Here is a 15,820-nt window from a genome sequence, read left to right on the forward strand (position 1 = left end):
AGCAAAGCCGCCCGCGCAAAGGGCGCCACAACAGGCTTCCCTCGTATTTGCCGAAGGGGAATACGAGGATTCGGCAACTAGGAATTTTTCACCCTACAGGGCTTGGAGTTAGGCCCGGGCGCGTAACGGCGAGTTTCATCACCTGGCGCATCAGCTCCCCCGCCGTGGCCGGCTTCAACAGCACGCCGTTGAAGTTCACATGTGTGACGAAGGACGGCGCCGGGTGGGTCGCAGCGTAGAGGAGAACGGGCAGGTCTTTGTGAAGATCGCGGGCGGCATGCAGCAGGCGCCAGCCATCCCCACCCGGGAAACGTAGCTCGGTAATCACGAGGGCCGGGCGGTGGGCTTGCATCGCCTGGAGCGCCGCCTGGCCGTCGGCCGCCGCCACGCTATGGAAGCCGTAGCCATCCAGCAGGTCGCAGAGCACCGCCCGGGTCGGGGCATGCGGCTCGACCACCAAGACGACCTCATCGGCGCCATCGACCTCCCCGGCATCCTCGCCGGGCGCCAGCTCGGCTTCGACGTCATCGACGCTGGCCAGCGGCACCTCCACGGCGAAGGTGAAACGGCTACCGCCCGTCGGCACGGCCTCGACCGCGAGACGCGACCCCATGTGCTCGAGCAGCTGCTCCACGATCGCAAGGCCCAGACCGCTGCCATCGTGGCGAGCCGCGTTGTCGCCGCGGGCGAACGGCTGGCGTAGCGCCTCCAGCGCCTTCGGATCCATGCCGATGCCGGTGTCTTCCACCGTGAAGCCCAGGCGCACGCCGTTGCCCGGGCCGTGCAGCACCTCGGCATGCAGCACGACCGTGCCACCGTGGGTGAACTTGGCGGCGTTGCCGAGCAGGTTCATCAGCACCTGGCCGAGGCGGCGGAAATCCGCGACCACCAGCGCAGGCAGGCGTTCGTCGAAATGCGTGGTGAGGTGATTGCCATGGCGCTCCGCAAGCAGCTCGGCACGCTCGGCCAACTCATGCAGGAAGGCGTGCAGATAACCCGGTGCCGGCTCCAGGCGCAGGCCGGTGAGCTCGCCACGCGAGAATTCCAGCAGTTCGTCGATCAACGCCATCTGCTGGTGCACGTGGCGCTCGATGATCCGCGGATAATCGCGGCCCACGTCGCCGCGGCGCCACTTACGCACCGCGGAAAGAATGGTGTTGAGCGGTGCACGCAGGTCGTGGCCCACGTGGGCGAGCAGCATGCGGCGCGCCTGCAAGGCATCGCGCAGTTCGCTCGTGCGTACTTCCACCACGGCCTCCAGCCGACGGGCATGGGCGATCAGCACGCGCATGCGCCAGCGCCAGGCCACCCACATCACAGCCAGCACCAGCAGTACGGCGGCCGCATAAGCCCACGGTGTCTGCCACCACGGCGGCGCGACGGTAAAGCTGAGCGTGAGCGGCGGCGAAGCGACGCGGCGATTCACATCCACCGCCTGCACTTCAAACGTGTAGTGGCCCGATGGCAACGAGGCGTAACGCACTTCGCGCTGGGCGGTTTCCACCCAACCGCCGTCGACGCCGGGCAGGCGATAACGGAAGCGCACCGGATGGCCCGCGTTGTTGTTGGCCACGCCGAAGTGCAACACCAGCGCGGCGGCCTCTTTATAGGGAAGCGCCTCACGCGTATCGACCGGCGCATCGCCGTAATGCACGCCGGTCAGTACCGGCAGGATGTTGCGTGGCGCCAGCAACTGGTCGGGATCGAGCACGTGGGTGAGCCCCACCGGCGCACCGATCCACACCGTGCCGTCGGTATCAGCGAGGAACGCACCGTGGTTGGTTTCATCCCATAGCAGGCCGTCGCGCATGGAAAGCCGCGCCCACGCCCCGTGGTCCAACACATCCACGCCACTGCCACCGCCCGCCCACAGGCGGCCGCGCTGATCCACGCGGAGGAAATAGAAACGGGTATCGGCGAGCAGCGCATCATCCACGGGCGCAGCGGCCAGCGTGTCCTTGTCGCTGGTATCGGCCACCCACAGGCCCGGCTGCAACGCGCTCAGCCACAAGCGGCCATCGGGCGTCACGGCGATATTCTCGTAGCCGCCCGCGGATTCGCCGGGCTGCAGCTGCACGTGCGTCCAGCGGCCACCGCTCAGGCGGAACAGGCCGGCACTGCACGCCACCCAGAGCCGGCCCGCGGTGTCTTCGCTCGCATCCGAGCACATCGTCGATGGAATCAGATCCGGCGCGGCACGCGTGGCCGTGCCCTTCAGCGGATCGATCTCGAACAAGCCGCCCAGCGTGTAGGCCCACAAGCGCCCCGTGTGATCGCGCAGCGCGCCGCGGATGAGATAGGGCAGCGTCGTGACCACGCGCGTTTCGTGGGTCTGCGTGTCGTAGCGCGCCACGCGGCCATCGAACAGGAAGTACCATAGCGCGCCCTTCCCGTCCGCGATCACCGCATGCGCCTGCGCGGGTGGCGGCAGCGCCAGCGGGGCGCGATGGGCCGCGTTCTGCTCGGGCTCGATCACTTCCGCGCCGGCTTCGCTCGCCACCCACAACGTATGCGCATCGGCGCGGGCGATCGACCAGACGAGGTTGCCACTCAAGCCCTGCGCGGCGGTCCAGTCCTCGACGGCATCCGCGCTGCTCCAGTAGTAGACGCCGCGCCCGTAGGTGCCCATCCAGACCATGCCATCGCGATCGGAGACCATGGAGGAAATGCCGACACCCGGCAGACCATTCGCCGCATCGAACAACTGCCACTGCCCACCGTCCCAGCGAGCAAGGCCCACATCGGTACGCGTAAGGATGCGCCCTGCCCTGTCTTCGACGATATCGATGCTCGACGCCGCCACCTTCATATGGCCTTCGGGCATGTCGTGCGCGACGAACGCGGTGGCATTGGGCGGCAAGCGCAACACGTGGCCGATGCCACGCGCCCACACGCTGCCATCGCGCGATGCGAGCAAGCCGAGCCACTTGTCCGCCGGCACGCCCTTGTCCTCACCGAAGCGGGTAAGCACGCCGTTACGCAGGCGGCACAACGCCGGGCCGCAGCCGAACCAGGTGGTGCCACTGTGCTGGAGCACGGCGGTGACGTCGCCTGGCGCCTGCGCCTGCAGGTTCGCAAGCGGTTGCGTTTCGACCCACGCGCCACCGCCCTCTTGCGCCAGGCGCAGCAGGCGGTGGCCGCTCACGGCAAGCATGCCGCCCTGTCCATCGGCCGCGAGCGACTGGCCGCGATCGACGAGCAGACGTTTCTCACCCGGCGACACCCAGGCGAACGTACCCTCGTCGTTGCGACGCTGCAGGCCTGCACGCGAGGCCACCCACAGGTGTCCGCCGGCGTCTTCCGCCATCGCGACGACTTCAGACGTCTGGAAGCCCTTCGCAGGGCCAATACCTTCAAAGCCCAGGCCATCGAAGCGGTACAGGCCTTTCTCCGTACCCACCCAGAGGAAGCCGTCGTGGCCCTCCTGGAGACGCACGACGGAGAGGCTGGTAAGACCGTTGCCCTGGTCGTAGACCGTCAGAGGCAGCTGGACCGCGGAGGCGTGGGCCAACGTCGCGATGAGCCCAAGCGCCAGCGTGGCAGCCACGCGAAGCATGGCCTTAGCCACGTTCGATGGCCACGTCGCGGGTGGGCACGTCTCGGGTGGGCGTGTCATCGGCGGTAACGGTGGCGGCTGCACGCCGGTAATCGCCTGGCGTCACCCCAAAGCGTTCACGGAACGCCGTCGCGAAATTGGCCGCGCTGCGGAAGCCGATGGTGCTGGCGATATCCTGCATGCCGAGGCTCGTACCCGCGAGCAACTCGCGGCTCTTGCGCAGGCGCTCTTCGCGGATCCACGCGAACACCGTGGTGCCCAGGCGCTGGCGGAAGATCGCCGAGAGACGCTTATCGTACGTACCGACTGCCGCGGCAATCTCATCAAGGCCCAGCGGCTCGGCCAGGCGCTGGCTGACGAAACGCATGGCGGCGCGCAACACCACCTCGTCACGGCCCATCGGCATATCCGCCGGCACATCACCTGGCACGCCGCGGCGGGTCAGGCGCAGGTGGATGCGTACGCGCGCCAGCAGCTCAGCCGGGCTGCACGATTTAAGGATGTAATCCACGGCGCCCTGGCCCAGGCCCGCCAGGCGCTCTTCTTCGCTGGCCGCGGCAGTCAGGAACAGGATAGGCACGTCGCGCGCGGGCTGGATTTCCTGCAACAGGCGGCAAACGGTAAACCCATCCATGCCCGGCATGCGCACATCGAGGAGGATCAGGTCCGGCGCGAGCGCTTGCGCACGCTGCACACCCTGCTCGGCCGTGGTGGCCAGGCTCACCCGATACGGTTCGGCCCGAAGGGCCAGGATGAGCTCGCGGATGCCCTCGGGGGCATCATCGATCACCAGAATGTGTGGTTCCTGCGCCGACACCATCTTCCCCCCGGTAGGGGCGATCGCCACGTCCGGTGGCGCGCCCGGCGCGAAGTATACGTTTACGCCGGGTAAGATTCCCCTCAAGCAAACGGCTTTGACGCTCTGGCGAAGTCTTGCTCACATAGGGGGCACTACCATTTCTGCACATTCCAAACGACGCAGCAGCGACGAGAAGACCGTGCAAGGCATGGATTCGATTGACAATCTGGGCGACCTCTACCTGCTGGTGCAGGCGATCGAGGCAGGCGGTTTCTCCGCTGCCGCGACCAAGCTGGGGACGACCCGTTCACTGATCAGCCGCCGCATCCTCGCCCTGGAAGAACGTCTCGGCGCACGCCTGCTCCACCGCAATGCTCGCCAGTTTGGGGTGACGGCCACCGGTGAGCGCGTGTACCAGCACGCCGCCGCCATGTGCGAAGCCGCGGTAGCCGCTGAACAGGCAGCACGCCTGCCGGGCGAAGACCAGCGCCTGGTGCGCATTGAAGCGCACGGCCTTCTCTCCCCGATGGTCGCGAGCTTTATGTCGGATTTCACCGCCGTGCACCCGCGCACACGTTTTGCCGTGTCCGTGGGCGGTGGCGATATGAACCAGCTGCTGCGCCAGCAGACCGATGTGATCCTGAGCCTGCGTGACACCTTGCCGGACAGCACCGACGTGGTGGCCCGTTCGCTCGGCGCGCTGCGCCGCGTGACCGTCGCCAGCCCCGATCTCTTGCGCCGTGTGGGTGTGCCCCGCCACCCCGGTGAACTGGACGACGAGGATTGCATCTCGCTCGGCGCGGACGCTTCCGGTTTCTGGCACTTCCGCGGCGTGGCGCCGCGGCGGCGCAACGTGCGCGTGGCCTTCGCCGATGTCGCCGCGCTACTCGCGGCAGTGGAAGGTGGCCTCGGCGTCGCCCAGCTGCCGCATTATCTTGTGGCCGACCAGTTTGCGAGCGGCAAGCTCACGACCCTGCTGGAGGCGTTCGAACCCGAGCCCCTCCCGCTCCACGCTCTGACGGTCACCGGCCGCGTCGCCTCCGACGCCACCGTCAGCTTCGTGCGTTTTATGCAAAGCAAGCTAGCCGCGATCGCCTAAACGCCGTTGTAGGAGCGCGCGAGCGCGCTCCTACATGGGGTTAGAAACGGAGCTCTTCGGGGATTTGCATGCCGTTGCGTTCGGCGTGTTCGAAGCGAAGGGTGCTGTAGCAGGACGCGGCACGGTCGGTGCCTTCGCGGATCATGGCGCAAATGCCGTTAGCCGCGAGCGCCAGATCGGGAAATTCCTCATCCCCATCCTCCTCCATCTCGTGCAAGCGATCAGCGAGTAGCTGCGCCGAGCTGCGTGCGTAGTTCAACCATTCCATCGCGAGGTTAAACTCCTCGTACGAGGTCTGCTTTTCGGTGGGCCGGGGCGGTGCACCGTCCATGCGAAGCATGCGGACGGTGACACCTTTGACGGGGACTTTTTCTGCGTTTTCCATCGTTCTCTCCTTCAGTGACATCGCATCGCCACGCAACGTTGCGTGGCGTCCTACGAGCGGTTGATTCGGTGGAGAAAACGATAGCAACGGAGCAGGCCACCGCTATGTAGGCGGCGCCCACGCCTCTTCGTACGTGATCGCAGACAGGCGTGTAGTCCTGCGTTTGTAGTCCTAGCTTAGCGACCCACCATCTTCATCAGGTGTTCCGGGTAACGATCACCGGTGATGTCGATGGCCGCCGCGGCCTTTTCGATCGTTGCCAGCTCGTCCGTCGTCAGTGCGACGTTGGCCGCGGCGATGTTTTCCTCAAGACGATGCAGCTTCGTCGTACCCGGGATCGGCACGATCCACGGCTTGCGCGAGAGCAACCAGGCGAGTGCGACCTGGGCCGGCGTCGCCTGCTTGTGCTCGGCGATGTTCTTGAGAAGCTCGACCAGCGCTTCGTTGGCCTTCATCGCATCCGCGGTGAAGCGCGGCAGCAGCTTGCGGAAGTCGTTCTCGCCGAGCTGGGTTTCCTTGCTCATGGCGCCGGTCAGGAAGCCCTTGCCCAGCGGGCTGTACGCGACGAGGCCGATACCAAGCTCTTCGCAAGCTTCGAGAATGCCGTTCGTCTCCGGCCCGCGGGTCCACAGCGAATACTCGTTCTGCAGCGCCGTGACCTTCTGCACCTTGTGTGCGCGACGCACGGTCTCCGCACCCGGCTCGGACAGGCCGAAATGGCGAACCTTGCCTTCAGCGATCAGGTCCTTCACCGCGCCGGCGACGTCTTCGATCGGCACGTTCGGATCCACGCGGTGCTGGTACAGCAGATCGATGGTGTCGATGCCCAGGCGCTTGAGCGACGCCTCAGCCACCTTGCGGATGTGCTCGGGACGGCTGTTGAGGCCATTCTGCTTGCCGGTATCCGGATCGATATCGAAACCGAACTTCGTGGCGATGACGACCTGGTCGCGGATCGGCGCAAGCGCCTTGCCGACGACGACCTCGTTGGTGAACGGGCCGTAGACCTCGGCGGTGTCGAAGAAGGTCACGCCGCGGTCGTAGGCCGCGCGGATCAGGTCGATGGCTTCGGCTTCCGGCGTGACGGTGCCGTAGCCGAAGTTGAGGCCCATGCAGCCGAAGCCGATGGCGGAGACTTCAAGGCCGCTGGTGCCGAGTTGGCGCTTTTGCATGGGGGTGTCCTCGAAAGGGGATGGGGGTGGGTTAGCAGGGAAAAGGTAAGCCCCCATGGGCTCGTGAACTAGATAGGCAATTCGGCAAGCGCTTATGAATTTCCAGCATTAATGCAGGGGCCCGGTGCTAGCATCATAGGCACCCCTCCCCTCGCCTCGGCACGCTCCCATGCGCAAGGATATCCAGGACATCATGGCCTTCATTGCCGTCGCTCGGGAGCGCAGCTTCACGCGGGCCGCAGCCAGGCTTGGCACCTCGCAGTCGGCGCTAAGCCATGCGATTCGGGGGCTCGAAGCACGGCTAGGGGTCCGGCTACTGACCCGAACCACGCGTAGTGTCGCTCCCACCGAAGCCGGCGAACGCTTGATGCAAAGCGTGGCGCCCCGGCTTGAGGAAATCGAAGCCGAAGTCGAGGCACTGGGCGAGTTACGCGAAAAGCCGGCTGGCAACCTGCGCATCACCACCGCCGAGCACGCGGCCAATACGATTATCTGGCCCGCGCTGGAACGCTTCCTTCCGCAATACCCGGACATTACCGTGGAAGTGGCCATCAATTACGAGCTCGTCGATATCGTGGCCGAGCGCTTCGATATCGGCATCCGCCTCGGCGAGCAGTTGGCACGCGACATGATCGCCGTGCCGATCGGGCCCTACATGCGCATGGCGGTCGTGGGTTCCCCCACGTACTTTGCGCAACGGAAGAAGCCCAAGACTCCTGAAGACCTTACCCGCCATAACTGCATCAACCTGCGCCTGCCCACGCACGGCGGGCTGATGCCGTGGGACTTCGACAAGGACGGGCGCGAGATCAAGGTGCGTGTAGAGGGCCAGGCCATCGCCAGTAGCGGCACCCAGGTGCTCGACGCGGCCATGCGTGGCCTCGGCCTTGGCTGGGTGCCCGAAGACATGGCCCAACCGCACATCGACAGCGGCGCGGTGATTCGCGTGCTGGAAAAGTGGTGCACCCCCTTCCCCGGCTACCACCTCTACTACCCCAACCGCAGGCATGGCGCGCCCGCGCTAACGGCCCTGGTAGACGCCCTGAGGTATCCCCGGCCGTCGTAACGACCAGCATTGCGGTATGGTCGGCCCACCGGGAGGGTCTGACCATGACGATTACGATCACGTGTTTCGAGAAGTCACCGGATGGAGGCAAGGGCCTGGCCCGCGATACTCGGGTGCGCTGGGCGCTTGAAGAGGTGGGGCAGCCGTATGAGGTTCGCGGCGTGCCGTTTCCGAGCCTGAAGGAACCGGCGCACCTTGCACGGCATCCCTTCGGGCAGATCCCTGTGTTCGAGGAAGATGGCCTCACCCTGTTCGAATCGGGTGCGATCATTTTCCACTTGGCCGAGCGCTACGGCAGCCTGCTTCCCGACGACCCGGATGCGCGCATGCGTGCGCTCATGTGGATGTTCGCCGCGCTCAGCTCCGTCGAGCCGCCCATCCTCGATCTCTCCAACGCCCGCTTCGCCGAAGGCCAGCAGCCGTGGGCCGAACAACGCATGCCCGTGGTGCTCGAGCGCATCCGCCAGCGCCTCGACCAGCTCGCCGCGCACATGGGCGACAGCGAATGGCTCGAAGGCGAATTCACCGTCGGCGATCTCATGATGATCTCGGTGCTACAGCGGCTGAAGCCCTCCGGCATCCTCGCCGGCCATCCCACGCTCGCAGCCTATGTCGAACGCGGCCATGCAAGGCCAGCGTACCAACGCGCCTACGCCGCACAAGCCGCCTACAACAACCCGTAAAAGCCCTTGTAGGAGCGCGCTTGCGCGCGATGGGTGCTTGCGGCAGGGCCCATCGCGAGCAAGCTCGCTCCTACAAGAGCGGGGTGTTCTTAGAACAAAACGGCGGCTTTGCCGATCGCAATCCAGATGCCGATGAGGAACGGAATCCCCACCAGCGCCCAGGCCACGACGCCAACGATACCGAACGAACCACGCGCAGCGTCTTCGGCGCTGGCGGCGACCGCCGCGTTTTCATGCTGCAGCGACTTCTCGTGGGCCAGTTCCGCGTCCGTCATCAGGTCGCTTTCCTTCACCGGCTTCACCAGCAGGTTGCAGATCATGCCGACCAGCAGAAGCACCGCCAGGATGTACAGCGTGCGGTCGTACACCAGGTTCTTGGCCACGCCCGCATCGAGCTGGGCCTGGCGCACCGCGGCGATCAGGAACGGGCCGGCCACGCCGGCGACCGACCACGCCGTAAGCAGGCGGCCGTGGATCGCGCCAACCATCTGCGTGCCGAACAGGTCGGAGAGATAGGCCGGCACGGTGGCGAAACCACCGCCGTACATCGACAGGATCACGCAGACCGCGAGCACGAACAGGCCGGCCATACCCGCATGGCCGAGCGACGGCAGCGCGCAGTACAGGGCGATGCCCAGGGCGAAGAAAACGACGTAGGTGGTCTTGCGCCCAAGGAAGTCGGACATCGACGCCCAGAAGATACGGCCGAGGCTGTTGAACAGGCTGATCAGGCCAACAAGCCCTGCGGCAGAAGCCGCGATGGCTGCCTTCTGTTCCGCACTGAGATCCACGGAAGCATCGAGGCCGAGCAGCTTGCCGCCGAACACATCCTGGAACATCGGGCTGGCCATGGAGAGCACGCCGATACCGGCCGTGACGTTCATGCACAGCACCACCCAGATCAACCAGAACTGCGGGGTCTTCCACGCTCGGTTGAGGTGGACATGGCGGTGGGTGATCAACTTGTTCGTGGCGGCGGCCGGCGGCGTCCAGTCGCGCGGGCGCCAGCCCGAAGGCGGGACGCGGAAGCCGAATGCGCCGAGGGTCATCACCACGAGGTACAGGGCGCCCATGACGATGAGCGTGGTCGACACGCCCGGCACGCCATCGTGCGCAAACTTCTGCATGAGGGCCACGGCGATCGGCGCACCGATCAGGGCGCCACCGCCGTAGCCCATGATGGCGAAGCCCGTGGCCAGGCCGCGACGGTCAGGGAACCATTTAATGAGAGTCGAGACGGGCGTGATGTAGCCCAGCCCCTGTCCGATGCCGCCCAGGACGCCGGCGCCGAGGTAGACCAGCCAGAGCTGGTGGATGGCGACGCCGATGCCGCCGATGATGAGACCGCCACCCCAGCAAAGCGCCGCGATGAAGCCAGCTTTACGCGGGCCGGCGTGTTCCAGCCACGCGCCCCAGATCGCCGCCGAGATACCCAGCATGGCGATGAAGGTTTCGAAGATGTGGTTGACCGCCGGAACGGTCCAGTTACACCCCGTGGCAAACAGCTGGTCGAAGAAGCTCAGCTGGGCGCAGACGGCCGGATTGGCCTCCGCCACCAGCTTGGTCATCGGCAGCCAGAACACGGAGAACCCGTAGGCCATGCCGATACACAGGTGGATCGCCAGGGCCGCCGTAGGCACCAGCCAGCGGTTGAATCGTGGCCCGGCCAGGGTGTTTTCCCGCGCCAGGATCGAACCCTTACCACGCGCCGACGGCTCGCCGTCGCGCTTCACTGCCTCGTCCATCGTTTTTTCCCCAGGGGTGTGGACCACCGGGCGGGATACTCCCATGGATTTCGCAGGGCCGGAAGCCTCCCTTGGTCTAACCCCCGCCGACAACAGCGGGCTAGTTACCCGTGATGAAGCGCCTCAGGTCGGAGGCCAGCACCGGCCGCTGCGTGGCGTCTTCGCCGATCGTATGGCCCGAGGGGTAGATGTGCGCCTCCCAACGATTCGCCGGCACGCCGACCTGACGCAGCGTGAGGATGCCCTCGTAGGCCGGGGTACTCAGGTCGTAGATGCCGCCGGCCGTGAAGAGCTTCAGGCCGGGGTGCGCTTTCATCCCTTCCGCGACGTAGCCCGCGAACGGCCACTCATCCGGGCTGCCGCCGTAATTCCACGAGGTGTTGATCGCCAGGTTGAGCATGCGATAGGCCACCGGGCTGCGATAACCCAGCGAAACGAGGTAACGCGCCATCAGCGTCGACGGGCGCTTGCCCAAGGTCATGCCGGGGTCGCTGTAGGGCGGCTGCAACGCGTCGAGTGAATGGTCGGCAGTCATGCGGGTGTCCAGGCTGCCAACGATCTTGCCGCTATCGGCGAGCAGTGCCTTGCGGAAGGCAGGGGCCTCCGGCACGCGCGTCGCGGCTGCTTTGGCATCGTCGCTAGCCACGCCGATCCACTGCTTCACGTCCGCAGAGGATGGCGCTTGTGCCGACACCGCACGCTGGTAAGCCTCCATGCCGGACGGCAGGTCCGCACTGCCCTTGTGGTGAAACCACGCCGTCGCCGCCATGCTCGGCAACCGGCCCGCGGCTTGCATCGCGGGATCAGGCAGACCGCCCAACGCGAGGGAAAGCAACGCGACGCCTCTGACTGAGGCGGCCTCTTTCGCCGATGCAAAGTGCAGCATCGCTGCCGCACGCGCCGTGCCGTAGCTCTCGCCCACCACGAATACCGTTGCGTTCTGCCGGCCGTGATCCACCAGCCACTGGTGCATCACGCTAAGCGTGGCGCGGGCATCCCCTTCGGCACCCCACGCAGCCTCGGGCTTCGTTCCCGTGAACGGCGCGCTCTCGCCGGTACCCAGCGGGTCGATGAAGACGAGGTCGGCGACATCGAGGAGCGCATCCGGGTTGTCCTCGAACGCATCCTTCGCCGCGTCGTAGCGAACCGGGCCGAAGCCCTCCATATGCAACGACCACGACGATGCCCCCGGGCCGCCGTTAAACAGGAACACCACCGGGCGTGAGGCCTGCACCGGTGTCTCGGTGTAGCCAAACGTCGACACCAGTCCGACCGTTTGCCCTTCCGCCGTCACCGGGTACTCATCGACTGACGCCTCATAAGGCGCGCTGCCGGTCGTGGTCTTCCATGAGCGCGATGCCTTGATGTGCACCGCCGGCCGGCTCGCCTGCTCCACTGTCGGCGCGAAGGCAAACGCGGCCGCCTGGGCAGGTGAAAGATCGCTCGCGGTGGCATCAAGGCACGCAAGCAGACAAGCAGTAGCAAGCACAGCGGAAAGGCGCATCGGCTCAACTCATGGCGGCGGGACACTCGCAGTGTCACCGACCTAACCGTGCAGCGCATGTGCACAAAGCTGGGCACCCCATCCGGCTGACGACGTTGCGGGGCTTAATGCCATTCGGAGGGTGTAAATCTCCACAAAAAGGGGAACACTACCGCGTCAGCTCATCCCGGACGCCCCATGCTCACCGACGAAAGCGAGTTTTACCTGAAGGATTTCGAGGGCCTCGACCTGGCGGGTGAGAGCCTGCTTGGAAAGACCTTCGAATCATGCACGTTCACGCGCTGCCAGTTCGCCAAGGCGGTCCTCGAGCGTTGCAAGTTTCTGGAATGCACGTTTCGCCATTGCGACCTGAGCAACGCCAAGCTCACCGTTAGCAAGTTCCAGGCGGTGAGCTTCGAGGATTGCAAGCTCCTCGGCATCGATTGGACCCGCGCTGACTGGCCGCGCTACGCCGCGCCGGGGAAGCTGGCCTTCCGAAAGTCGAACGTCAGCTACGCCACCTTCTTCGGCCTCGACCTCCAGGAGACCGTGCTGGAGGAATGCAAGGCACATGGCGTCGACTTTCGCGATGCGAACTTCTCGAAATCGAACTTCACCTACACGGACTTTACGGATAGCCAGTTCGGGAAGACGAAGCTGGTTGAGGTCGATTTCAGCGAGGCCACACACTATCTGATCGACGTGCAGGCCAATCAGGTGCGTGGCGCGAAGTTCACGCGGAGTGAAGCGTTTGGGTTGTTGTATGGGTTGGATATTGAGCTGGTTGACTAGTCACGCGCTCGCGATCGACCGATGTCAGTCTTCGTTTGCGTTGGCGTGCCAGGCATCCGTAAAGGCTTGTAACGATGAATCCGGTGACAAGCCCTCAGTGAACCATCCTCCCTGAGAGAATTCGTTCAGCAACTCGTCCAGCGAATCGTCATCAATACCCAAGTCCTTCAACTTCACCATGCCGAATACGATGGGTGGATCCAGCTTCCCGTTCTGAGTAACCATTTCCGCGATTTTCTCGACTTCCTTGCTATACGACATGGCCCATCTCCTCATCTGCCGAACATAGACTAACCGCCCGGAAGTCTCAGCACTGAAGAAACGCCATGCGTAGACGGCATGCGAAGTGCAAACAGCTATTAAACATAGCGAAATCCTTTCGACGCCTCTGAACGTTAGAGGGAATGGCCCCGCCCCACGCTTTCCTGTTGCTGCCGTTCCTGGGCCTGCTGGTGTGCCATCGCGGCCTCTTGCTGGTGTGACTTGAACTGCTCCATCGAAGCCGGCCACTTCGCGCCGCTTTCCGCCATGGGCGTCAATGCTTCGGTGGTCGCCACCTTCGTCTGGATATCGAAAAGGTGGTCACGCCTTCCGGGTGGGGTCTGTACCGCCCAAAGGGCGTTGCCGTCCGTTGACAGGGCGACCTGGTCGATACGCGAGAGGCCATCCTTGCGCGCCTGCACGGCAAGCGCCGAGGCGAGGTTGTCGGTGTATTGGTCGGGTGTGCGGCCCAGCGATTTATCGACCTCGGCTACGTGTGAGCGCGCTTGCTTGAACAGCTCGTGGTCCGGATGGCCAGGATCGTCGAGCCGTGTCGGAGGTGGAGGCGGCAAGGCACGATCGACGGATGCCAATTCGGCATCGGCCCGCTGGCTGGTTTCGCGACCGAGCTGTTCGCTTCTATCCAGCTCATTCCGGACATTGCCTTTAGCCTCGGTCGAGCCGAACAAGCCTGGCCTGGACCAGTTCCCATCCGGGTTATGGACATACGCATGGCCGTCTGAGGCCAGGACTTTGTCCGTCGGGGCCAGCAGCGCGTGTTGTACCGCAGGTGGAACTTTCCCCAACTCGTACCAGGACTCTTGTTCGTAAGCCTCCACGAAGCGCTCGGCGATGCCCAGCTTCGACTGCGCCACGTTTTCCTTGATCGTGGCCTCGGCGCGGGCATCGAGCTCGGCCGCACGTGCCGGCGTCGCTACCTCATCGTGCGAACGGGCGAGGCCGTGTTCCAGATACTGGTCAACCACGTGGCGAGACCATTCCTGGGTCGTTGGATCCCTGGTCCAGGGCGGAGCGCTGGCCGTCGGGGCGTCATGGGCCTCCGAAGGTTGGGTGTAAGGGTCCTTTGGCCTATCGTCCTTCGCGAGCGCCAGCTCTGTCGCCGTTCGGTTCGCCTGGAAGGTGAGTTGGCGCGCCAGTTCCGGGCTGGCCGTAACGACGCTCCCCTGAGGTGTCTCAGGCAAAGGTGGCAAATGCTGCGACCAGCCATGCTTGGCGTCGAGCTCCCACGAGTGGCCCTTCGAGTCCGTCTGGTTATAGATCCTGTAGCGGTCGAACTCGTCCATCAGGCGCTCGCCGGCCGTGGCACCGACGATGGCGCCGATGCCGGCTGCCACGATTGCACCTGGGCCGGACTCGACGCCGGCGGCGGCCGCTGCGGAAGCGAACATACCCGCACCCGCCAGGCCGCCGACGTTTCGACCGCCGAAGTGGAGGACCTGGGAAACCGCTCCGGTCGTGTTGCCGGTAGCTGCCGTTGCGTTGGCGGACTCGCGTGTCCTTTCGAAATCGACCGCGGTGGCTACTGCTGCGGCGTAGGCCATTGCGGGGCGTCCGTAGGAGGGGGAGCGCATTTCGAATGCGAGAGCCTCGGGCGTCGCGGAAAAGTGGATCAGACCCTTCGGCGGAAGATTTCTATTTCCGGCTTGAGGACCCTGAAGCAACAAGTCTTCGTCAAGGCTAGTGCCAACGGGAAGAGCCCGCCGTTCTGTCATATGCGGCGGCGCGAGAACAGTGTTCGTTCCGCTCGGCATCCCACGAACAGCCACGCGGGGATCGATATGAAAAATTAATTGGCCGCGTACAGAATGGTGGATCACGTTCAGGCGCTTGTCGGCCGGCTCGTACTCGTTCGCAAGAAGTGGTGTTTCCAAGGTGGCATTGCAGTAATCCCGCATGAGATTGCCACAGCGTATCGACAAGCCATTCCGAAGATAGCCGCCTCCCACGTCAGAGTGAGCACCAGGAACCATGATATTCAAGAATCTGCCATCCTCCGAGAGCCCTGGAGGAATGATCTGATCCGACGGAAATGAAGCTCGAAACTCGTTCCCTGCTGTGATCTGAAATCCAGACACTACCGACGTCGGCAGTCGACGATCGAACTTCATGGGAGCGCCCGTCGCAACGGGATCGAACAGCCCTACTACCTGTGCTGTTTTTCCTGGCTCGATAAGATTTCGGGTAAACACGGCCTCGCCATCTGGCCCAACTGTCCGGCTCTTTAAGTCAGGGACGCCGTTCTCATGGACGAGGTTAGCGAACCCGGCAACCTGGCTCGCGCCTCTACTGAACCCAATACTTTGCACTCTGATCCTGGCGAGGGGATCCTCCTGTCGCCATTCATTTGCTTGAAGAACGAAATCACGATAAGCCTGATTAATGTTCTCCTCGTAGCTAGCCCCGGTGCCGCTGTCGTAAGCGCGCTCAATCCAACTATCCTGCGTACCCGGCCCAACGATATAGACGGCAGAAATTTTTCCACCATATTCACGTGCTGCATCACGCAGATCATTTGCAATCTTTGCGACGTTTGTGGCGTGATCGGGGTCTTTGAATTGGTTGTTCCCAGTGCCGTCGAATGCAACGAAGAACACTCGATCATGGGAATCCCCGTTTCGGAACAAGAGCGGCGCTTTCATCAACGACAGCGTGTCGCTAGCATCCTTAAATCGCGCCAGCTGGTCAGGTGTCGCGAACTCGTGACCCACGCCATCGCGAGGCGCCCCGTCGGCACCTATCTGAATATCACTCATGGAAA

Annotated in this window: 12 protein-coding genes; 4 read left to right on the top strand and 8 right to left on the bottom strand. The window is 64.4% G+C overall.

The features are described 5' to 3' along the window. Positions 1 to 88: 88 nt before the first annotated feature. Both L2Y96_RS18810 and L2Y96_RS18815 read right to left on the bottom strand, forming a co-directional pair. On the bottom strand, positions 89 to 3,556 hold the full coding sequence (locus L2Y96_RS18810; protein WP_247329257.1) for a hybrid sensor histidine kinase/response regulator: 3,468 nt from the start codon (positions 3,554 to 3,556) through the stop codon (positions 89 to 91). A 4-nt stretch (positions 3,557 to 3,560) separates the two neighbouring features. Continuing rightward, positions 3,561 to 4,346 (bottom strand): response regulator transcription factor, encoded by a 786-nt coding sequence (locus L2Y96_RS18815; RefSeq protein ID WP_247329260.1) that lies wholly within the window; start codon positions 4,344 to 4,346, stop codon positions 3,561 to 3,563. Positions 4,347 to 4,563: 217 nt separating this feature from the next. Between L2Y96_RS18815 and L2Y96_RS18820 the strand changes: the two genes are divergently transcribed. Then, positions 4,564 to 5,454, top strand: a complete 891-nt coding sequence (locus L2Y96_RS18820) for a LysR substrate-binding domain-containing protein (RefSeq protein WP_247329262.1) — start codon at positions 4,564 to 4,566, stop codon at positions 5,452 to 5,454. A 40-nt stretch (positions 5,455 to 5,494) separates the two neighbouring features. On the opposite strand, the gene L2Y96_RS18825 is transcribed toward L2Y96_RS18820, so the two are convergent. Both L2Y96_RS18825 and L2Y96_RS18830 read right to left on the bottom strand, forming a co-directional pair. Further along, positions 5,495 to 5,839, bottom strand: a complete 345-nt coding sequence (locus L2Y96_RS18825) for a hypothetical protein (protein WP_247329265.1) — start codon at positions 5,837 to 5,839, stop codon at positions 5,495 to 5,497. A 176-nt stretch (positions 5,840 to 6,015) separates the two neighbouring features. Continuing rightward, positions 6,016 to 7,011: an aldo/keto reductase gene (locus L2Y96_RS18830; RefSeq protein ID WP_247329267.1), complete on the bottom strand. Its 996-nt coding sequence runs from the start codon at positions 7,009 to 7,011 to the stop codon at positions 6,016 to 6,018. A gap of 169 nt (positions 7,012 to 7,180) precedes the next feature. Here L2Y96_RS18830 and L2Y96_RS18835 point away from each other — a divergent pair, with 169 nt between their 5' ends. Both L2Y96_RS18835 and L2Y96_RS18840 read left to right on the top strand, forming a co-directional pair. Next, positions 7,181 to 8,077, top strand: coding sequence for a LysR family transcriptional regulator (locus tag L2Y96_RS18835; RefSeq protein ID WP_247329270.1), 897 nt, complete (start codon positions 7,181 to 7,183; stop codon positions 8,075 to 8,077). 44 nt (positions 8,078 to 8,121) lie between these two features. Then, complete coding sequence (locus L2Y96_RS18840; protein WP_247329272.1) at positions 8,122 to 8,760, top strand: glutathione S-transferase family protein; 639 nt, start codon at positions 8,122 to 8,124, stop codon at positions 8,758 to 8,760. Between the two features lie 89 nt (positions 8,761 to 8,849). On the opposite strand, the gene L2Y96_RS18845 is transcribed toward L2Y96_RS18840, so the two are convergent. Continuing rightward, a complete protein-coding gene (locus tag L2Y96_RS18845; protein WP_247329275.1) occupies positions 8,850 to 10,505 on the bottom strand; it encodes an OFA family MFS transporter in 1,656 nt (551 codons plus the stop codon). Between the two features lie 100 nt (positions 10,506 to 10,605). After that, positions 10,606 to 12,009: a S10 family serine carboxypeptidase-like protein gene (locus L2Y96_RS18850; protein ID WP_247329276.1), complete on the bottom strand. Its 1,404-nt coding sequence runs from the start codon at positions 12,007 to 12,009 to the stop codon at positions 10,606 to 10,608. Positions 12,010 to 12,186: 177 nt separating this feature from the next. Here L2Y96_RS18850 and L2Y96_RS18855 point away from each other — a divergent pair, with 177 nt between their 5' ends. Then, on the top strand, positions 12,187 to 12,780 hold the full coding sequence (locus tag L2Y96_RS18855) for a pentapeptide repeat-containing protein (protein ID WP_247329278.1): 594 nt from the start codon (positions 12,187 to 12,189) through the stop codon (positions 12,778 to 12,780). A 24-nt stretch (positions 12,781 to 12,804) separates the two neighbouring features. Here L2Y96_RS18855 and L2Y96_RS18860 read toward each other — a convergent pair whose 3' ends face one another. Then, positions 12,805 to 13,041 carry a hypothetical protein gene (locus tag L2Y96_RS18860; protein ID WP_247329280.1) on the bottom strand — a complete coding sequence of 79 codons (237 nt, stop codon included), beginning with the start codon at positions 13,039 to 13,041 and terminating at the stop codon, positions 12,805 to 12,807. A 134-nt stretch (positions 13,042 to 13,175) separates the two neighbouring features. Beyond that, complete coding sequence (locus L2Y96_RS18865; RefSeq protein WP_247329282.1) at positions 13,176 to 15,815, bottom strand: T6SS phospholipase effector Tle1-like catalytic domain-containing protein; 2,640 nt, start codon at positions 15,813 to 15,815, stop codon at positions 13,176 to 13,178. Positions 15,816 to 15,820: the final 5 nt, after the last annotated feature.

The sequence above is a fragment of the Luteibacter aegosomaticola genome, assembly GCF_023078475.1.
Classification (GTDB): domain Bacteria; phylum Pseudomonadota; class Gammaproteobacteria; order Xanthomonadales; family Rhodanobacteraceae; genus Luteibacter; species Luteibacter aegosomaticola.